The sequence below is a fragment of the Streptococcus mitis NCTC 12261 genome, assembly GCF_000148585.2.
Classification (GTDB): Bacteria; Bacillota; Bacilli; order Lactobacillales; family Streptococcaceae; genus Streptococcus; species Streptococcus mitis.
Window position 1 is genome coordinate 1,832,592 of the sequence record NZ_CP028414.1, and the last position, 18,856, is coordinate 1,851,447.

At 37.5% G+C, this 18,856-nt stretch carries 20 protein-coding genes; 3 read left to right on the top strand and 17 right to left on the bottom strand.

The window, feature by feature from the left end; genetic code table 11:
* Nucleotides 1–35: 35 nt before the first annotated feature.
* The 5 genes from rplI to SM12261_RS09240 all read right to left on the bottom strand — a co-directional run bounded on the left by rplI (nt 36) and on the right by SM12261_RS09240 (nt 5,179).
* Nucleotides 36–488 carry a 50S ribosomal protein L9 gene (gene rplI, locus SM12261_RS09220; protein WP_000864218.1) on the bottom strand — a complete coding sequence of 151 codons (453 nt, stop codon included), beginning with the start codon at nt 486–488 and terminating at the stop codon, nt 36–38.
* Nucleotides 485–2,458, bottom strand: coding sequence for a DHH family phosphoesterase (locus SM12261_RS09225; protein ID WP_000715136.1), 1,974 nt, complete (start codon nt 2,456–2,458; stop codon nt 485–487). The genes rplI and SM12261_RS09225 overlap by 4 nt, the downstream gene beginning before the upstream one ends.
* 135 nt (nt 2,459–2,593) lie before the next feature.
* Nucleotides 2,594–3,142, bottom strand: coding sequence for a ribosome hibernation-promoting factor, HPF/YfiA family (gene hpf, locus SM12261_RS09230; RefSeq protein ID WP_000599102.1), 549 nt, complete (start codon nt 3,140–3,142; stop codon nt 2,594–2,596).
* A gap of 79 nt (nt 3,143–3,221) precedes the next feature.
* Nucleotides 3,222–3,884, bottom strand: a complete 663-nt coding sequence (locus SM12261_RS09235; RefSeq protein ID WP_000649953.1) for a ComF family protein — start codon at nt 3,882–3,884, stop codon at nt 3,222–3,224.
* On the bottom strand, nt 3,881–5,179 hold the full coding sequence (locus SM12261_RS09240) for an ATP-dependent helicase ComFA (RefSeq protein ID WP_000867722.1): 1,299 nt from the start codon (nt 5,177–5,179) through the stop codon (nt 3,881–3,883). The genes SM12261_RS09235 and SM12261_RS09240 overlap by 4 nt, the downstream gene beginning before the upstream one ends.
* Nucleotides 5,180–5,235: 56 nt before the next feature.
* Between SM12261_RS09240 and SM12261_RS09245 the strand changes: the two genes are divergently transcribed.
* From SM12261_RS09245 to cysK, 3 genes are all read left to right on the top strand, one after another.
* Nucleotides 5,236–5,871: a YigZ family protein gene (locus SM12261_RS09245; protein ID WP_000395748.1), complete on the top strand. Its 636-nt coding sequence runs from the start codon at nt 5,236–5,238 to the stop codon at nt 5,869–5,871.
* Nucleotides 5,872–5,886: 15 nt separating this feature from the next.
* Complete coding sequence (locus tag SM12261_RS09250) at nt 5,887–6,330, top strand: PH domain-containing protein (protein ID WP_000863906.1); 444 nt, start codon at nt 5,887–5,889, stop codon at nt 6,328–6,330.
* 96 nt (nt 6,331–6,426) lie between these two features.
* The gene (cysK, locus tag SM12261_RS09255; protein WP_000029880.1) at nt 6,427–7,353 is read left to right on the top strand and encodes a cysteine synthase A; all 927 of its coding nucleotides are present in this window, start codon (nt 6,427–6,429) and stop codon (nt 7,351–7,353) included.
* Between the two features lie 121 nt (nt 7,354–7,474).
* On the opposite strand, the gene tsf is transcribed toward cysK, so the two are convergent.
* The 12 genes from tsf to yfmF form a co-directional block, all read right to left on the bottom strand.
* On the bottom strand, nt 7,475–8,515 hold the full coding sequence (gene tsf / locus SM12261_RS09260; protein WP_000808076.1) for a translation elongation factor Ts: 1,041 nt from the start codon (nt 8,513–8,515) through the stop codon (nt 7,475–7,477).
* 78 nt (nt 8,516–8,593) lie between these two features.
* Nucleotides 8,594–9,373 carry a 30S ribosomal protein S2 gene (rpsB, locus tag SM12261_RS09265; protein WP_000268459.1) on the bottom strand — a complete coding sequence of 260 codons (780 nt, stop codon included), beginning with the start codon at nt 9,371–9,373 and terminating at the stop codon, nt 8,594–8,596.
* 225 nt (nt 9,374–9,598) lie between these two features.
* Nucleotides 9,599–10,846 (bottom strand): peptidoglycan hydrolase PcsB, encoded by a 1,248-nt coding sequence (gene pcsB, locus SM12261_RS09270; protein WP_000727023.1) that lies wholly within the window; start codon nt 10,844–10,846, stop codon nt 9,599–9,601.
* 93 nt (nt 10,847–10,939) lie between these two features.
* The gene (gene mreD / locus SM12261_RS09275) at nt 10,940–11,434 is read right to left on the bottom strand and encodes a rod shape-determining protein MreD (protein WP_001249446.1); all 495 of its coding nucleotides are present in this window, start codon (nt 11,432–11,434) and stop codon (nt 10,940–10,942) included.
* On the bottom strand, nt 11,434–12,252 hold the full coding sequence (gene mreC / locus SM12261_RS09280) for a rod shape-determining protein MreC (protein ID WP_001078994.1): 819 nt from the start codon (nt 12,250–12,252) through the stop codon (nt 11,434–11,436). Before mreC ends, mreD begins: the two co-directional genes overlap by 1 nt.
* 58 nt (nt 12,253–12,310) lie before the next feature.
* Entirely contained in the window at nt 12,311–13,105 is a 795-nt protein-coding gene (locus SM12261_RS09285; protein WP_000377896.1) for an energy-coupling factor transporter transmembrane component T family protein, read from the bottom strand.
* Nucleotides 13,098–13,937, bottom strand: a complete 840-nt coding sequence (locus tag SM12261_RS09290) for an energy-coupling factor transporter ATPase (protein WP_000510419.1) — start codon at nt 13,935–13,937, stop codon at nt 13,098–13,100. Before SM12261_RS09290 ends, SM12261_RS09285 begins: the two co-directional genes overlap by 8 nt.
* On the bottom strand, nt 13,922–14,749 hold the full coding sequence (locus SM12261_RS09295; protein WP_000843636.1) for an energy-coupling factor ABC transporter ATP-binding protein: 828 nt from the start codon (nt 14,747–14,749) through the stop codon (nt 13,922–13,924). The genes SM12261_RS09290 and SM12261_RS09295 overlap by 16 nt, the downstream gene beginning before the upstream one ends.
* The gene (gene pgsA / locus SM12261_RS09300; protein WP_000712123.1) at nt 14,746–15,291 is read right to left on the bottom strand and encodes a CDP-diacylglycerol--glycerol-3-phosphate 3-phosphatidyltransferase; all 546 of its coding nucleotides are present in this window, start codon (nt 15,289–15,291) and stop codon (nt 14,746–14,748) included. Before pgsA ends, SM12261_RS09295 begins: the two co-directional genes overlap by 4 nt.
* Nucleotides 15,292–15,301: 10 nt before the next feature.
* Nucleotides 15,302–16,129 carry a cytoskeleton protein RodZ gene (gene rodZ / locus SM12261_RS09305; RefSeq protein WP_001227984.1) on the bottom strand — a complete coding sequence of 276 codons (828 nt, stop codon included), beginning with the start codon at nt 16,127–16,129 and terminating at the stop codon, nt 15,302–15,304.
* Nucleotides 16,130–16,170: 41 nt separating this feature from the next.
* Nucleotides 16,171–17,454 (bottom strand): EF-P 5-aminopentanol modification-associated protein YfmH, encoded by a 1,284-nt coding sequence (yfmH, locus tag SM12261_RS09310; RefSeq protein ID WP_000170225.1) that lies wholly within the window; start codon nt 17,452–17,454, stop codon nt 16,171–16,173.
* Nucleotides 17,451–18,701 carry an EF-P 5-aminopentanol modification-associated protein YfmF gene (gene yfmF / locus SM12261_RS09315; RefSeq protein ID WP_000424291.1) on the bottom strand — a complete coding sequence of 417 codons (1,251 nt, stop codon included), beginning with the start codon at nt 18,699–18,701 and terminating at the stop codon, nt 17,451–17,453. The genes yfmH and yfmF overlap by 4 nt, the downstream gene beginning before the upstream one ends.
* Nucleotides 18,702–18,856 lie beyond the last annotated feature (155 nt).

An 18,856-nucleotide genomic window follows, 5' to 3' on the forward strand; every position in this document is an offset into this window, starting at 1 on the left:
CCTTCCTTTTACAATCTTGTCAAGAAGGTGTAAATTTATCCTTCTTTCACACGAAGATTGATTACACTTGTGATATCTTGATAGATTTTCACTGGCACATCAATCAAACCAACTGCTCGAATCGGAGCTTGTACTTGGATATGACGTTTATCAATCTTAATTCCAAATTGCTTTTGCAATTCTTCTGCAATTTTCTTATTGGTAATAGAACCAAAAGTACGGCCATCTGGACCAACTTTTTCAACAAATTCTACAACAGTTTCTTCTGCTTCTAGTTGGGATTTAATTGCTTTTGCTTCTGCAATCATCTCAGCATGAGCTTTTTCTTCAGATTTTTGTTTACCACGAAGTTCACCTACAGCTTGAGCAGTCGCTTCTTTGGCTAGATTCTTTTTGATAAGAAAGTTTTGCGCATACCCTGTTGGTACTTCCTTAATTTCGCCTTTTTTACCTTTTCCTTTAACATCTGCTAAAAAGATTACTTTCATTCTTCTTTCTCCTTTTCCTTTATTTCATTTAATACAATTTCTGTCAGTTTTTCACCTGCTTCTGACAAGGTTGAATCCTTAATTTGAGCTGCTGCCAAATTAAAGTGGCCTCCACCTCCCAGCTCTTCCATAATCCGTTGTACATTCAGCTTACTACGACTGCGAGCTGAGATAGAGATAAATCCTTGTGTATTCTTCGCAAGAACAAAACTCGCTTCAATACCTGACATAGCTAACATGGCATCTGCTGCCTTACTAATAACAACTGTATCATAGCATTTCGAGTCCTTAGCCTCTGCTATTAGTACATCTGAACCTAATTTACGTCCCTGTAAAATCAGTTCATTGACCTCACGATATTCTTCAAAATCTGTTGCAGCCATTTCCTGAATAGCAATACTATCACTTCCGCGCGTTCTGAGATAGCTAGCAACATCAAATGTCCTACTAGTCACTCGTGATGTGAAATTTTTAGTATCCAACATCATACCAGCCATCAAGACACTTGCTTGCATACGACTCAAACGATTTTTCTTAGAATTCTGGAACTGAATCAATTCCGTTACCAACTCACTGGCACTACTTGCACCACTTTCGATATAAGTGATAACTGCATTGTCTGGGAAATCCTGATCCCTTCGATGGTGGTCAATGACGATGGTTTGGGTAAATAAATCATAAAAATCTTTTGATAAAGTTAAAGCTGTCTTTGAATGGTCTACAAGAATCAACAAAGAACGATTGGTCACCATCCCCATTGCATCCTTAACAGACAACAACTTTGTAACTCCTTCTTTTTCTAAGAATGAAACAGCTCGTTCAATATCCGGCGACATTTGTTCTTCGTCATAAATAGCATAGCTATTTTCAGTCACATTGCTGGCAAACAACTGCATACCTACAGCAGAGCCAAGAGCATCCATATCTAGATTTTTGTGACCAACTACAAAAACCTGATCCACACTACGAATCTTATCTGAAATAGCTGTCATCATAGCGCGCGTACGTGTACGTGTACGCTTGATTGAGGCAGCAGATCCACCACCAAAATAAACTGGATTTTTCGTTTCGTCGTTTTCCTTGACAACCACTTGGTCGCCACCACGCACTTCAGCCAAGTTCAAATTGAGCAAAGCAACTTTCCCTATCTCATCATGATTTCCATCACCATAAGAAAATCCCATACTTAAGGTCAAGGGCAACTGTCTCTGTTTCGACTCTTCTCTGAAAGAATCAATAACAGAAAATTTATCGTTCATCAATCCCTCAAGCACCGTGTAGTCCGTAAATAGATAAAAGCGATCCATACTTACTCGACGGGAGAACATGGCATGTTTACCAGCAAATTCTGAAACAAAATTGGCTACAAAACTATTGATATGACTGATATCAGACTCCGATGTTTCATCTTCTAAATCATCATAGTTGTCAACAGAAACAATCCCAATCACAGGTCGACTTGTCACTAACTCAACAGTCGCTTCGTATTCTCCAGACACATCAAAGAAATAAAGAACTCCAGATACCTTGTCCATATGAACCGAATAACGGATCTCACCCAAGGTAGCATAAGAACCTGGATTCCCCACAGAAGCCTTTATAATTGTTTGAATTAATGCAACATCAATCTCGCCCACTTCATTAGTCAAAATCAATTCAGCGTAAGGATTGAACCATTCAACTTCACCTGACGATAAGTCTAGTTTAATAACTCCGACAGGCATCTGTTCTAACAAGGTTGTCAAACTATCTTCAGCTTGGTGGTTTACATACTGGATTTGTTCTACTTCACTCTTTGAGTAGTAGTCTCTCTGATGGATAAATAGTAAAATATATGAACCCAAAATAAGTAGCAAAAGAAATAGCGTTACCAGTGTATTCGTTACAAAAACAAGTTGCACAGATAGCACTCCGAACGCCACTATTCCTAATATTAAGGGGAAAATAGGACTTACATAAAATTTTTTCATTCCAAACCTCTTGGCACCCATTATACCATAATAACCACCAAAAAGCGACTTTTTAAAAGTGTAATCAGTAATTCTATCAATTATAAGAAAAAGGAGGTTTACAATTCAGTAAACCTTCCTTTACACATATTGAAATTAAGATTCTTTAACTTCTAACAAGCCAATCTCGCCATCTTCACGACGATAAATCACATTGGTTGTCTGATCTTCAACATCCACATAGATAAAGAAATCATGTCCCAACAAATCCATCTGTAGAATAGCTTCTTCCAAATCCATTGGTTTTAAATCAATTTGTTTTGAACGAACAACTCTGGATTGGGCAACATTTGTATCTTCCACCAAAGCATCTGTAAATAATTGACTAGTTGCTACCTTGTTTTTATTTTTACGCTCGATTTTTGTTTTATTTTTACGAATCTGACGTTCAATTTTATCGGTTACAAGGTCAATTGAACCATACATATCTTGAGACACATCTTCTGCACGAAGAGTAATTGAGCCAAGCGGAATCGTCACCTCCACTTTAGCCGTTTTTTCACGATACACCTTCAAGTTGACTCGAGCATCCAACTCTTGTTCAGCTTGAAAATACTTTTCGATCTTTTCGAGTTTAGAAACTACATAATCACGAATTGCTTCTGTTACTTCTAGGTTTTCACCACGGATACTATATTTAATCATATGAGTACCTTCTTTCTAAACATTTTTGTTTTTCTGATTTCATTATAACGCTTTCATTTTATTTTTGCAAATTTTTTCCTCATCTTACAAGGGAAAATGTTTTTACATCCTCAGCACCCGCTTCTTCCAACAGCTTCTTCACACGATTTATAGTTGTTCCAGTAGTGTAAATATCATCTATAAGTAGGATTTTTTTAGGAATAGTGACTCCACTTTTAATAAAGAAAGGAAATTCTGTCTCCAAACGCTCTGAGCGACTTTTAGAAGAACTAGCTCGCTCTTCTCTCTTTTCTAATAAATCCAGATACGCAAACCCTGCTGCTTCAACTAAACCTTCAACCTGGTTAAATCCCCTCTCGAGCAATCTTTCAGGACTTAGGGGAATTACAACAAATTGATACTCTTTGTACTTTTTTAACTCCTCACTTAAAACTGAAGCAAAAACTTTTCTTAAAAGGAAGTCTCCATCAAACTTATACCGACTGAAAAAATCCTTCATAGCTTGATTGTAAATAAAAATCGCTCTATGACTGACCTCAACTCCTTCTTTACACCAAAGTTGACAGTCTTGACACTTCATTGACAAATCTGTTTTCATACAGTTTGGGCAGTTCTCTTCTCCAATCCTCTCAAAAGTAGAATCACAATCTAAACAAAGACAGGAGGCATCATTCTTCAGAAGTAAAAGACTACTGAAAGTTAAAACAGCCTTCATAGTCTGCCCACATAATAAACACTTCATAGACCCGCCTCCTTATTCATCTGTTGAATTTCCTTAATTGCCTTTTTGATTGAAGTATTTAACCCGTCATGGAAGAAAAGCAAATCTCCTGTCGGTCTGTCCATACTCCGACCGACACGTCCTCCAATCTGTATTAAACTAGACTTGGTAAACAGACGATGATTGGCCTCTACTACGAAAACGTCAACACAAGGGAAGGTAACTCCACGCTCCAATATCGTCGTACTGATAAGTATTGTCAGTTCTCTATCTCGAAAAGCTTGTACCTGCTCTAATCGATTTTCTGTGATAGAAGATACAAAGCCAATTTTCTCATTTGGAAATTGCTCCTGTATGATTTCTTTTAACTGTTCCCCTTTCTTAATCTCTGAAGCAAAAATGAGTAACGGATAACCTGTCTTTCTCTGCTTCTCAATATAAGACTTTAGCTTTGGTGACAACCGACTTTTCTCTAAACAGTGATTAAAATCGGATAACCAGACAGGTTTAGGAATAATCAAAGGATTTCCATGAAATCGTCTTGGCAAACTCAATCGTTTTAATTCTCCGATGCGAACCTTCCTATCTAACTCATCGGTAGAAGTTGCTGTTAAAAAGATTCTCAAGCCATTCTCCTTTACACTATTCTTGACAGCATGGTAAAGCATAGGATTGTCAACATAAGGAAAGGCATCTACTTCATCCACTATCAGTAAATCAAAAGCTTGATAAAACTTCAATAACTGATGGGTCGTCGCAACAACTAGTGGTGTTCGAAAATACGGCTCTGATTCTCCATGTAGGAGGGCTATCTCACAAGCAAAATCCTTTTGCAGGCGCTTATACAGCTCCAAACAAACGTCTATGCGAGGACTGGCCAAACACACTGCACCACCCGCATTGATCACTTTAGCTACTACTTGATAAATCATTTCTGTCTTTCCAGCTCCTGTTACAGCGTGAACCAAGCTTGGCTCTTGCTTGTCTACCGCTTGAAGCAGTCCCTGTGATACCTTATCTTGAAAAGGGGTTAATTGACCACGCCATTTAAGAACATCTTGCTTCGGAAAATCCTCCTGTGGGAAATAGTATAAAGATTGATCACTCCTGACTCGCTTCATCAGTAAACACTCCCTACAATAGTAAGTACCGATGGGCAAATACCATTCTTCTAGAATAGTACTATTACAACGTTGACAGAAAAGTTTCCCTTTCTCCTTTCTCATTGCTGGAAGTTTCTCCGCCAACTGACGTTCCTCTTCTGTTAATTCATTCTCAGTAAACAAGCGACCGAGATAATTTGGATTTACTTTCATACTTCTTTATTCGTAAAAACCTAGCGCTTTAAATGATTTTTTAGTACAATTAAATCATGGAATTTAGAACAATTAAAGAGGACGGACAAGTCCAAGAAGAAATCAAAAAATCCCGCTTTATCTGTCATGCCAAGCGTGTTTATAGCGAAGAAGAGGCTCGTGACTTCATTACTGCCATCAAGAAAGAGCACTACAAAGCTACTCATAACTGCTCTGCCTTCATTATTGGGGAACGTAGTGGAATCAAACGGACAAGTGATGATGGTGAGCCCAGTGGGACTGCTGGCGTTCCCATGCTTGGGGTACTAGAAAATCACAATCTTACTAATGTCTGTGTGGTAGTGACACGCTACTTTGGTGGCATTAAACTAGGCGCTGGAGGATTGATTCGTGCTTACGCTGGCAGTGTTGCCTTAGCTGTCAAAGAAATTGGCATCATTGAAATAAAGGAACAGGCTGGCATTGCTATTCAAATGTCTTACGCTCAGTACCAAGAGTACAGTAACTTCCTTAAGGAATATAATCTCATGGAACTGGATACAAACTTTACAGATCAAGTCGATACGATGATTTATGTTGATAAAGAAGAAAAAGAAACTATTAAAGCTGCACTTGTAGAGTTTTTTAATGGAAAAGTCACTTTAACTGATCAAGGTTTACGAGAAGTTGAAGTTCCTGTAAACTTAGTGTAAACAAAGGAGAAAAATATGGCATTTGGTAAATTCATTCAAGGACTCGCTGGTAACTTTAGCGAGCAAAACAAAGAAACTCTTATCAAAGAATATGGACAATATCTACTAGAAAATGAAGAAATTCAAAGTGGATATAAACTGATTCGTGATTCAATTATATTTACAAATATCCGTATTATCTTTACAGATAAACAAGGCGCTACTGGTCGTAAGATGTCTATTAAATCAATCTTTTTGATGAACATTGTTAACGTTGAAATGGAAACTGCAGGAGCAGGTATAGATGATAGTGAAATTACTATTACTTATTTAGAAAATGTCTTTCTAAAAGCACACAATGAGCATTTTAATGCTCATAAATTTGAATTCCCTAAGAAAACGGATATCATTCCACTTTACACCTATTTATTAGAATTAGCTTATCACAATCGCTTGAAAATTAACGGCTTAGACCTGTGATATAAAAAAATCCTATCACTTCGATAGGATTTCTATATTTTACAAATGGTATAGATAGCGTTATACTAGAAATATCTTATACAAAGAGGTATTCATATGTCTATTTATAACAACATTACTGAATTAATCGGTCAAACTCCGATTGTTAAACTCAACAACATCGTGCCAGAAGGGGCTGCGGACGTCTATGTAAAGCTTGAAGCATTCAACCCTGGTTCTTCTGTAAAAGATCGTATTGCTCTTAGCATGATTGAAAAAGCTGAACAAGACGGTATTCTGAAACCAGGTTCTACAATTGTTGAAGCAACAAGTGGAAACACTGGTATTGGACTTTCATGGGTAGGTGCTGCTAAAGGGTATAAAGTCGTCATCGTTATGCCTGAAACTATGAGTGTAGAACGACGTAAGATTATCCAAGCTTATGGTGCTGAACTCGTCCTAACTCCTGGTAGTGAGGGAATGAAAGGCGCTATTGCTAAAGCTCAAGAAATCGCTGCTGAACGTGATGGTTTCCTTCCTCTTCAATTTGACAATCCAGCTAATCCAGAAGTACACGAAAGAACAACAGGAGCTGAAATACTAGCTGCTTTCGGTAAAGATGGACTAGATGCCTTTGTTGCTGGAGTGGGTACCGGTGGAACGATTTCTGGTGTTTCTCATGCACTCAAATCAGCAAATTCTAACATTCAAGTTTTTGCAGTAGAGGCAGACGAATCTGCTATTCTATCTGGTGAAAAACCTGGACCACACAAAATTCAAGGTATCTCAGCTGGATTTATTCCTGATACACTTGATACAAATGCCTATGATGGTATTGTTCGTGTAACATCAGACGATGCACTAGCACTCGGCCGTGAGATTGGTGGAAAAGAAGGATTCCTTGTTGGTATTTCTTCAGCTGCAGCTATCTACGGAGCCATCGAGGTTGCCAAGAAATTAGGTACAGGTAAAAAAGTTCTTGCTCTAGCACCAGATAACGGTGAACGTTATCTCTCTACAGCACTCTATGAATTTGAAGTGTAGTCTCCTAAATACACTTAGCCCTTATTATAGGGCTTTTTATTTATACCTTAAAAATAGGAACATCTCCCTATAAAAATCGACTGCATAGAAAAAAGGAAGCAATTTGGCTTCCTTTTTATTATTAGTTATTCAAGGCTGCTGCCATTGTAGCTGCAACTTCAGCTTCAAAGTCGTTTGCAGCTTTCTCGATACCTTCACCAACTTCAAAGCGAGCGAACTCAACTACTGAAGCGTTAACTGATTCAAGGTATGCTTCAACTGTCTTGCTGTCATCCATGATGTATACTTGTGCAAGAAGTGTGTAAGCTTGGTCAACTTTAGTGTTGTCAAGCATGAAGCGATCCATTTTACCTGGGATGATTTTGTCCCAGATTTTTTCTGGTTTACCTTCTGCAGCCAACTCAGCTTTGATGTCAGCTTCAGCTTGAGCAATCACTTCATCAGTCAATTGAGATTTTGATCCATACTTCAAGTGTGGAAGAGCTGGTTTGTTAACCATTGCACGGCTTTCATTGTCTTGGTCGATTACGTGGTTCAATTGCGCCAACTCATCTTTAACGAATTGCTCATCCAATTCTTTGTAAGAAAGAACTGTTGGTTTCATCGCTGCGATGTGCATTGACAATTGTTTAGCAAGTGCTTCGTCTCCACCTTCAACAACTGAAATAACACCTATACGTCCACCGTTATGTTGGTAAGCTCCAAAGTGTTGTGCGTCTGTTTTTTCAATCAATGCGAAGCGACGGAATGAGATTTTTTCTCCGATAGTTGCTGTTGCAGATACGTATGCAGCTTCAAGAGTTTCACCTGAAGGCATTGTCAAAGCAAGTGCTTCTTCATTATTAACAGGTTTTCCTTCAGCAATAACTTTAGCTGTAGTATTTACCAATTCAACGAATTGAGCGTTTTTCGCAACGAAGTCAGTTTCAGCGTTTACTTCAATAACTGCTGCAACATTACCGTTAACATAAACACCAGTCAAACCTTCTGCAGCAACACGGTCAGCCTTCTTAGCTGCCTTAGCCATACCTTTTTCACGAAGCAATTCAATCGCTTTTTCGATGTCACCGTCTGTTTCTACAAGCGCTTTTTTAGCGTCCATAACTCCGGCACCAGATTTTTCACGCAACTCTTTTACAAGTTTAGCTGTAATTTCTGCCATTTTGATTCTCCTATATTTTTTAAAAATAGGAGAGCCGGGCTAAGCCCCGCCCTCCTAGGTAATTACTATTTATATGAATTAAGCGTTGTCGCCTTCTACAACTTCAACGATTTCTTCGATTGAATCTGCTTGAGCTTCTGAAGCTGCAAATTCTGCTTCAACTGCTGCTGCATCTTCACCTTGACGTCCTTCGATGATAGCGTCAGCCAATTTAGCTGTGATCAATTTAACAGCGCGGATAGCATCATCGTTAGCTGGGATGATTACATCGATATCATCTGGATCAGTATTTGTGTCAACCATCGCTACAACTGGGATTCCCAATTTTTTAGCTTCTTTAACAGCGATTTGCTCTTTGTGTGGGTCAACTACGTACATCACATCTGGGATACGAGGCATATCTTCGATACCACCCAAGAATTTTTCAAGACGTGCACGTTGTTTGTTAAGAAGTGCAACTTCTTTCTTAGGAAGAACTTCGAAAGTTCCATCTTCTTCCATACGTTTGATTTCTTTCAAACGAGCGATACGTTTTTGGATTGTTCCCCAGTTTGTAAGAGTTCCACCCAACCAACGGTGGTTGATGAAGTATTGACCTGAACGTACTGCTTCTTCAGCAACTGCATCAGCTGCTTGTTTCTTAGTACCAACAAACAATACAACTGCATCGTTAGCTGCTGCATCACGCATGAAATCGTAAGCTTGGTCAGCGTATTTTACAGTTTGTTGCAAGTCGATAACGTGGATTCCGTTACGCTCAGTGAAGATGTACTTAGCCATCTTAGGGTTCCAGCGACGAGTTTGGTGACCAAAGTGTACACCAGCCTCAAGAAGTTGTTTCATTGAAATTACTGCCATGAGTATTTCTCCTTTTTGTTTTTTTCCTCTTCTTGACTTCAACTCGCAAAACGACCCAAAGGCAACTGTTTCACAATTCATCAAGAATGAGTATTATCGTTCACACGACAAGTTTCATTTTACCATACTTTTTCAATATTTTCAAGTGATTTTAGCAGATTTTTAAAGTAAGGTAACTATATGAATCATAAAAGAGACTCAAATCGAGCCTCTTCGTTTTATTCATTAGTTTGGATAGATATATGTTACAAAACCTTCTGAAGTCGTAGTAGGATTGAACCATCCACGTTTATTTCCGATTGTACGGTTTCCACCATAGTTTGATTCAGATACTTGGATACTTGTTGATGATGAAACAGCTGTAACCACGGCTACGTGTCCATATCCACCATCATTCCAACATGCAATGGCACCAACTTGAGGTGTAGATCCTGTACGGAATCCTGCTGCAGCTGCACTTGTAGCCCACTGTGCTCCATTACCCCAGTAATCTCCAGCCCAAGGCGCCAATGTTTTAGCTCCCCATGTACACTCACCAGTTGGATAACTTGAAGCATTTGTACTATATGTTGGACGATGTGTCACTGGAGCAGGAGTGTAGCTTGTTGATTCTGTTGAAGCACTGCTTGAAGATGATTCAGACGAACTTGACTCAGATGAACTTGATGAAGAAATAGTAGATAGTGCTTGAACTTGTGCTGTAAAAGTTGTATTTCCAGAAGCAACTACTGTTTGTTGTTGACTTGCTTGTTTAGCTTTATAAGCTGCTTCTGCTTCTGCTGCAGCTTTAGCTTCTGCTTCTGCTGCAGCTTTTTTCTCAAGTAAACTTGCTTTTTCATCCTCTGCAGTAGCCTTTTCAGCAGCAAGATTCAATTCTGCAGCTTTCAACTCAGCTTGTTTTGTAGTTAATGATTGAGCATCATCAGCTAGTTTTTGCTGATTTGCAATAACTGTATTAATTGCATCATTGTTTGCTACTTGTTTTTCAGAAATAGCTTTTTTATCTGCTTTTTGTTGTTCCAACATCTTGTTGTTTGCAGATACGATTTCACTCATTGCAGCAACACGTGAAATAGCTTCTGTAATTGATTTTGAGTTTACAATTGTATTGATGTAATTTGTTGCAGCTCCATTTGTTTGAGCACTACGAGCTTGTTTTTGCAATGAATCATTGCGAGATACAATATTCTTAGAAAGTTCTGTAATTTCACCCTCAAGCTTTTTAGATTCTGCTTGTAGTCTATCATTTTCAGATTGCAAGTTTGATTGCTCTGTTTGAATAGCAGACACTTGCTCCTGAACTTGATCAACTTGTTTTTGGGCTTCTTGTTGTTGTGCTGTTAAGTTACTGATTTTATTATCTTGAGCAGCAATTTTGTCATCAGTAGTTTCTGCATGCGCAGTTGTTAAAACAGCTACTTGAGAAACCATTACTGTACTTAATAAAAGTGACGCTAAGATTTTTTTCTTCATATTACGTAGATACTCCTTCTTTTAAAGACATTACTAGTATACCAAAAAAAGGCTTAATGAATATTACGCCTTTGTTACATTTTTATTTCTTTCTTATAGGTAAAATTTTTCAAAAATAAACTGAAAGATAATCATCCATATAAGGTTCAAAATCATTGATGGTACTAAACTATAGACTATAAATAAAGACATACTATCCACAGTTAAACCTACCACTAATGCAAGTATATAAGCTCCCATCTCAAATAGAAAAGTCATGACAATAATTGCCAACATTCTCGTCCAACGATTCAATAAAATAACACTATTAAATTTATGGAGAAATACTCCCAACAAGACGAACAACAAAGTCGCAATCCCTATCAAGTGGAAAAAGTAAATGTCATAAACCAAACCCACTACAAAACAATAAGCTAAATAGAGATACTCTGATACTTCTATCGTCTCAAATAAGAGAAATAAAAACAGAAAATGACTAGCCAAATGTACATGGGGGAAAAATGAGCCCAGAAGCTGGCTAATATGGGCGTCAATTAGAACAAAGAAAGGAAGCAATAAAAACACTCCAACCCGCTTCAACTGTCTCATTATGAATTCCCCACTAATTCTATCACATCCACATTATGAGTATCTGCACTTAATTTAACAGTTACTTCTCGTGTCAAGTAGTCCGTACTATGCGTTGTGGCAACCACTTCACCAACAGGAATATCAGCAACGTTAAAGTTTCCTAATCCACCAGTGGTCACCTTATCTCCTGCACTAATATCGCTACTACTATTTAATTGACTAATTTTTAGAACTTCATTTTCCTTGTCATAGCCAACAATAATTCCATAAATTGTAGTAGAACCATGTTGAATTTTAACAGAAATCTTATCAGCATTTTCCGTATTTGTCAGAAGGTTGACCATGGTAGAGTTCTCCTCTACTTTTGAGACACTCCCAATCAAGCCACCATTTGCAATTGCTAACATATTCTCAGAAGCCCCTTTTGATTTGCCTGCATCTAAGGTCAACTCCTGCTTCCAAGATACCGGAGATCGCATAATAACATCTGCTGCCAAAGTCTTTGTAGCTTGCAATTTGGACTTCATATCAAGCAATTGGCGCAGTTGTTCATTTTCCATCTTTAAACTTTCCGCCTCATTTGATTTAACTTCTAATTGGTAAATCTGTTTCTTCAAACTTTCATTTTCATTATAAGTGCGTGTCAAATGAGCCAAATCTGATTTGACAGAATCAAACCACTGAAAAGGTTTTTGCACAACCCTATCAACCACTGAGATTCCATCTCCTAATCTTGTCACAATTGTACTTGAATAAGTCGTCGCTAAGAGAGCTGACACAAGCAGAACAGTGACAAAAACAATAATGACATATTTTGATTTTTTAAAACGGTTCATATCCCTACCTTTATATCAAAAACTGTTACAGTAACTTTTTATCAATTCCTGAAAGCTACTAAGATTTTAAGAAAAATAAGCAACAACCAAGTATGATAATAACAAGAATGGTCAGCGTATCCTTTCGAGTCCATTTCAATTGTCGATATTGACTTCTGCCTTTTCCACCCTGATAACCACGCGCTTCCATTGCGATAGCCAAGGAATCCGCACGTTTTAAACTTGTCGCAAAAAGAGGAATCAAAATGGGAATCATAGCCTTCACCTTTTGAACAATACTTCCTTCTCCAAAATCCACTCCACGCGCTTTCTGTGCATTCATAATCCGCGTCGTATCATCCATCAAGGTTGGGACAAAACGCAAACTCATAGACAGCATCAATCCAATTTCATGAACTGGAACTTTCATACTCTTTAAAGGTGCTAATAGAGCTTCGACAGCTGATGCCAAACTTAAGGGCATGGTCGTTAAGGTTAACAAAGTAGAAAAGAAAATAATCAATACAAAGCGACAAAAGATAATTCCAGCTTGTTGCAAAGCATAATCCGTGATTCTCACAAACGAAAACTCAAATAAAACATTCCCATTAGAAATGAAAAACAGTTGAAAAATAGTTGTGAAGGCAATCAAGAAAAACATAGACTTCAAGCCCTGAATAAAAAATGAAAGAGATACTCCTGACAAGGCAATAAAGATCCCTGTCGCTATAAAAAGAATCAGATTCGTCAAGGGATTATTAGCCCAAAAAACGATCAAAATCAGTAGCATCATAGCCAGTAATTTGCTGCGTGGATCCAATCGGTGAACTATCGAATCCCCTGGGATATAACGCCCCAAAATCATACTATCCATTTAGCGACTCCTTGAACTCCTCTATCTTAATCGGTAATCGTTTAAATGACACGCCTCTATCAGCCAATCGTTTACAAAAAGCTGTAATTTTAGGTACTCCCAACTGAACTTCTTCCATAAAAACAACATCTTGAAAGACATCACTAGGTTTACCAAACTTAACTAAACGTCCCTTTTCCATCACATATACCTGGTTCGCATATTCAGCAACATCATCCATCAAATGCGTTACCAAGACAATGGTCATCCCTGACTGGTGGAGTTTTTTGAACAAATTCATCAGCTCTTTTCTTCCCAGGGGATCTAGGCCTGCTGTGGGTTCATCTAAGACTAATATAGCTGGTTCCATGGCAAGTATGCCTGCAATGGCGACACGTCTCATTTGTCCACCTGATAGCTCAAACGGACTACGATCAAAAAGTGATTCATCAATTCCAACCAGAGCCAGTTTCTCACGCGCAATCTGCTCCGCATCTTCTTCAGAAACTCCAAAATTTTGCGGTCCAAAAGCAACATCCTTCAAAACCGTTTCTTCAAAAATCTGATTTTCAGCAAACTGAAATACCAAGCCAACCTGTTTTCTAATTTGACGAATATCTTTATTTTTAGAAGTCGAGGTGATTAAGGTATCAAAAACCCGCACACTCCCTTGGCTTGGCACCAATAAACCATCTAATAGTTGTAAAATAGTTGATTTACCACTACCTGTGTGGCCAATTAAGGCCGTATAAGAACCATCTTCAATCGTCAAAGAAACATCTGACAAAGCTGTTGACGCTAAGGGAGTCCCTTCTTGATACGTAAAACTCACATTTTCTAGAGCAATTCCCATAGCTTATCTTCTAGCTCACTTTCTGTCAAATAATTTTCAGGCAAATCATAGCCATTCTGGCTCAAAGAATGTTTTAATTGATTAGCAAAAGGATCGTCTAATCCAATTTGATCCAAATCATTTCGAGAGAAAAGCTCCCTTGGACTACTAGTTGATTCAATTGACCCTTTTTTCATGATCAACACACGATCACTCATGGCAACTTCTTCCAAATCATGTGTAATGGAAATGACCGTCATATCATAGTCTTTCCGAATTCCTTTTACTGTCTCAATCAGTTCTCTACGTCCCTCAGGATCCAACATACTCGTTGCTTCATCTAAGATTAAAATAGCTGGTCTTAGGGCTACAACACCTGCAATAGCCACACGTTGCTTTTGGCCACCTGATAGACGCGCTGGCTCTCTCTTTTTAAAGTCCAACATGCCAACCAAATCCAGAGCTTCTTCCACTCTCTTTTTCATTTCTTGACGAGAAAGTCCCTGATTTTCCAAACCAAAGGCAACATCATCTTCAACAGTCGCTCCAACAAATTGATTGTCTGGATTTTGAAAAACCATACCGATTTGACGACGTATATTCCAAACATTTTCCTCAGTCAGCCGTTGGCCATCAATTACAATCTCTCCGGATTCTGCTTCCAGTAAGCCATCAATTAAGCGAACCGTCGTTGATTTACCACTACCATTATGCCCTACAATCGAAAGCCATTCTCCACGTTTCACGTGAAACGTAATATCCTTCACATCGTAATATTCCTGACTTTCCTTATAGCGAAAAGAAAGATTTTTTACATCAATTACTGATTTCATTTCGAACCAAATGTCCCTTTAAATACATAGGCACTACCCTTGAAATAATCATAGCCAGAGTAGATAGTGAAAAACAAGGCTACATAAAGTAGAACTTGACCAAGCAAAGTCCAATGTAATAGCAAGAAAATAATGGCAAACATCTGACTAAAAGTTTTAATTTTTCCAGGCATTGCTGCTGCTAAAACTGTTCCACCAGTTTCAACTAATAAAAGTCTTAAACCTGTCACAGCCAACTCACGACAGATAATCACTGCAACAATCCAAGCTGGAGCCATTCCTAACTCAATCAGCATAATAAAAGCCGACATAACTAGTAGCTTATCCGCCATAGGATCTGCAAATTTACCAAAATTACTAACCACATTCCATTTACGAGCTAAATATCCATCTAAATAGTCTGTAATACTGGCAATAGTAAAGATAATAGCTGCTACCATATGACTCTCTATCGAATTTCCTACTGTTAAAATAAAGATAAAAATAGGTATAAAGAGAATTCGACCTATTGTTAAGATATTTGGAATTTGTTCTTTTTTCATTCGTTTTTCCTTAATTTTTAGTAAAGGTTACAGCGATTTTTCCAGTCTGAGCTGTTAATTTCGATAAATCAACAGTCTGATTGTCTACTGTTAAGGCAACACCTTTGACAACACCTAAAGTAATTGTCACAGGATTTTTAGTTGAAACGCTTGTTTCCGCACTTTTATTATCCGATGATAAAGTCACACCACCCTCAAGATCACTTTCTGAAACACTAACCCAACTTCTAGCATCTGACACTGATAATTGCAATTTTGCAGTTTCCTTGCTCGTTTTATAAGCAACTTCTACTCGATTTCCTTCACCTGATACACTTATAGCAGGTTCTATATTTGAAGAACTACTAGATGAGCTACTGCTTGAAGATGGAGTTACAGAACTAGTCGAACTTATTGCTTGGACTACACTATAACTAGACGCAGACGAACGCTCCGGTTGAGTCTGGAGATAATTCCAAACATAATAAGTCACAAAAATGACAATCGATAGTGCAAAAAGTATAAAATAAAATAAAGGTAAAAATGATGCCTTATTTTTCTTACTTGAACGTCTCCTACCTGTCAACTCGTCTTCATCAACATCTACTTCCTCATAAGTAATCATGCTCCCAGAATCATAAGCATCCAAGACAATTCGCTCATCAAGTTCAACTGCCCACGCATACTTTCTCAAAAAAGAACGAGTATAAAATGGACTAGGAAGTTGATCAAAATCATCAGCTTCCATTGCCTCCAACATATCCAACTGAATTTCTGTTTTTTTATGTAATTCTTCTAAAGTCAACCCTTGGTTAGTTCTAGCTAAACGTAAAACCTCACCAATTGTTTTTTTCCTCATACTTGTCATTCCTTCTTTCTAGTGTCGATTATGATAGGTTGCTATGATGGAAATATTGTAAAATCAACTATGTCACCATCATCTATTAAATGGTGTCCAGCATCAAGGACATCCTCTAAAGTAATTTCCTGTAAAATCTTTGGCAAATCAAAGATTGTCTCACCTTGTCCAAAAGCATCATATTGCGTTGCAATAAATTCAAGAGAGTTCATGCTACTGAAAAATTCTCCAAACATCTCTCTTTTTATAATATCTAAATGATCCTCTGTAATATCTAAATCCTTTGTAAAATTACGAATAGCCTTTTTAAACTGATGAGATAAAGCAACTGGCTCTTTTGTATCCATTGTCAACATAACAAAATGAAAGCGACTTGTTACTTCAACTTCAAGAGATAAGGACGCATCAATTTTACCTGATTCATATAACTTTTGAAAACGATCCGAAGTCCAACCAAACATCATTGCAAACAATAATTTTAATAAAATATGATGTCGATAGCAATCATCCTCAGCAACATCTTGTTTACCTCTAACACCAATCGCTAGTTTAGGAGAAGATACTTCCATTCTCATACTGTCTGTTTGCTTTACATCTTTTAAAACAAACTTTTCTCTTGCTACTTCCTGAACATCTAACTCTTCCAGTTCTTTTCTTTCAAAATAGTCCTGTACTTGATCCACATCAAAATTGCCAACTAAAAACAGAGACATGTTTACAGGTTTGTAAAACCTTGTGAAATTTTCTTGCAAATTAGTTAGATTAATTTGGGAAATGGACTCCTCACTTCCAACTATATCAGTTGCTAAAGGTGTACCAGGATACAAATTCGCTAAAGTTGAAAAGAATAAACACGAATCTGGATCATCTTGATACATTTCTCGTTCTTGCTGAATAATATCCTGCTCTCTTAAAATGGAATCTTCAGTAAAATGTGCTGATGTCACCAATTCATCAAGTAAATCTACATTCTCTAAGAGATAATCCGTTGCTGAAAAAAGATAGTTTGTTTTTGTAAAGCTTGTAAAGGCATTGCTATCCGCACCTAGACTCGTAAAAGCTGACATCAAATCGCTAGCATCTTCTCTCTCAAATAATTTATGTTCAAGAAAATGAGCAATTCCTCCAGGATATTCTTTTACATCTCCGTCAACTTCTGTGACAAGCGTATCTACCGAACCAAATTGTACAGTTACACTCCCGTAAACCTCTTTAAATTCCTTTTTAGGCAAAAGAGCAACTGTCAATCCATTTGACAAACGAGTTCGATAAACCATTTCTTTTACAGCTGGATAGTATTTTTCTTCAAAAACAACCTTTGTCATTCTATTCCTTCCATAAAGTAAATCGCCTGTAGTTTCACATTATTAGCTGCTCTACAAATATCATCTTTGTCAACTTGCTCGAGTTTTGCAATCCAACCTTTAAAGTCTGCTGAAGATTTCCCAAGTAAAGAATTTTGATAAGCACGTTCAATCAATGAACCTTGATTATCTTGAGAAAGTAACAAAGATCGACGAATCATTTCCTTGGTCTGCTCTAATTCAAGCTCTGTAAAATATCCTTTTTTTAAATCAAGCAGTTGATTATTCATCATTTTACGAGCCTGGTTCCGATTTTCTCGATCGATACCAGCATACATCCTCAAGAACCCACTAAATAAATCAAGCTGACTTGAAATAGTATAAGCCAATCCAGCATTTTCACGGACATTTGTAAATAGTTTAGAGTGAGCAAATCCACCCAGTAAACCATTCATTACAATCATGGATAAATGTTGCTCATCACCATATTCAACAGGACAATGATAACCTAATTCCAAAATGGATTGTCCCACATTTTTCCGAACCATACCTTCCTGAAGGATATTGGAATAAGGTTGACAATACTGAACCTTCACATCTCCTTTTCGACCTTTAAAGCCAAATGATTCTAATACATTTTGAATTTCAACCTCATTAAAATCACCTAGGAAAAAGAAATCTATTCGATCATTGGCCAAAAATTCTTTGAAACAAGAATAAGAACTTTGTGGAGTTTCAGCTAAAATACGATTTCGTAAATCACTGTATTCCAATTGGAGACGTTCATCATGAAAAAATAATTTATCTAATTCTTTATGTGCAAAATAAAAAGAATCATCCATATCAGCTGCTAAACTTGCTAGCAATTGTTTTTTCTCAATTTCAAATAAGGCCGAATCAAACCCATTATCAACTACGACGGGGGAAAAAAGAGTTTCTTTTACTAGTTCCAAAACCTGAGAAGTTAGCACATTTTTCCTACTTAAAAACTCATCACGAACATAGGTAAATGTCAATTCTACAATATGACTTTGCCCTCTTCTAAAACAATTGGTTGACATATCTGTACCATATAGACTGGCCAAGTGTCTTCTCAAAGCTTGAGAAGTGGGGTACATCTGGTTGGACGTTTCTAGCATACTCGCACTCAACATGCGACCTGTAATCGTATCAAGAGATAATGGAGAGGTAAAACGCACGGTAATTTTGTTCGTTTTAAACTTCTTTGATTGGATAAAATGTGTTGAAATTCCATGCACTAACTCCATGATTTACCTCCTCATATACAGACTTCTATTATATCACGAAAACCTGAAATTTTCTTGTTCCCTGTAACACTTTTGAAATAAAAATCGCTTACATTTCTCCCTGTTTCTCTCACTATTTTTAGGAAAATATGGTATAATACCAAAGATTGAGGTGA

Coding starts and splice junctions, on each gene's coding strand:
- SM12261_RS09295 (WP_000843636.1), bottom strand. CDS start 14,749: ATGAAATCAGTAATTGATGTAAAAAATCTTTCTTTTCGCTATAAGGAA.
- rpsB (WP_000268459.1), bottom strand. CDS start 9,373: ATGGCAGTAATTTCAATGAAACAACTTCTTGAGGCTGGTGTACACTTT.
- rodZ (WP_001227984.1), bottom strand. CDS start 16,129: ATGAGGAAAAAAACAATTGGTGAGGTTTTACGTTTAGCTAGAACTAAC.
- yfmH (WP_000170225.1), bottom strand. CDS start 17,454: ATGACAAAGGTTGTTTTTGAAGAAAAATACTATCCAGCTGTAAAAGAA.
- hpf (WP_000599102.1), bottom strand. CDS start 3,142: ATGATTAAATATAGTATCCGTGGTGAAAACCTAGAAGTAACAGAAGCA.
- SM12261_RS09235 (WP_000649953.1), bottom strand. CDS start 3,884: ATGAAGTGTTTATTATGTGGGCAGACTATGAAGGCTGTTTTAACTTTC.
- mreC (WP_001078994.1), bottom strand. CDS start 12,252: ATGAACCGTTTTAAAAAATCAAAATATGTCATTATTGTTTTTGTCACT.
- pcsB (WP_000727023.1), bottom strand. CDS start 10,846: ATGAAGAAAAAAATCTTAGCGTCACTTTTATTAAGTACAGTAATGGTT.
- SM12261_RS09240 (WP_000867722.1), bottom strand. CDS start 5,179: ATGAAAGTAAATCCAAATTATCTCGGTCGCTTGTTTACTGAGAATGAA.
- SM12261_RS09225 (WP_000715136.1), bottom strand. CDS start 2,458: ATGAAAAAATTTTATGTAAGTCCTATTTTCCCCTTAATATTAGGAATA.
- SM12261_RS09290 (WP_000510419.1), bottom strand. CDS start 13,937: ATGGGAATTGCTCTAGAAAATGTGAGTTTTACGTATCAAGAAGGGACT.
- pgsA (WP_000712123.1), bottom strand. CDS start 15,291: ATGAAAAAAGAACAAATTCCAAATATCTTAACAATAGGTCGAATTCTC.
- mreD (WP_001249446.1), bottom strand. CDS start 11,434: ATGAGACAGTTGAAGCGGGTTGGAGTGTTTTTATTGCTTCCTTTCTTT.
- cysK (WP_000029880.1), top strand. CDS start 6,427: ATGTCTATTTATAACAACATTACTGAATTAATCGGTCAAACTCCGATT.
- yfmF (WP_000424291.1), bottom strand. CDS start 18,701: ATGGAGTTAGTGCATGGAATTTCAACACATTTTATCCAATCAAAGAAG.
- tsf (WP_000808076.1), bottom strand. CDS start 8,515: ATGGCAGAAATTACAGCTAAACTTGTAAAAGAGTTGCGTGAAAAATCT.
- SM12261_RS09285 (WP_000377896.1), bottom strand. CDS start 13,105: ATGGATAGTATGATTTTGGGGCGTTATATCCCAGGGGATTCGATAGTT.
- SM12261_RS09250 (WP_000863906.1), top strand. CDS start 5,887: ATGGCATTTGGTAAATTCATTCAAGGACTCGCTGGTAACTTTAGCGAG.
- rplI (WP_000864218.1), bottom strand. CDS start 488: ATGAAAGTAATCTTTTTAGCAGATGTTAAAGGAAAAGGTAAAAAAGGC.
- SM12261_RS09245 (WP_000395748.1), top strand. CDS start 5,236: ATGGAATTTAGAACAATTAAAGAGGACGGACAAGTCCAAGAAGAAATC.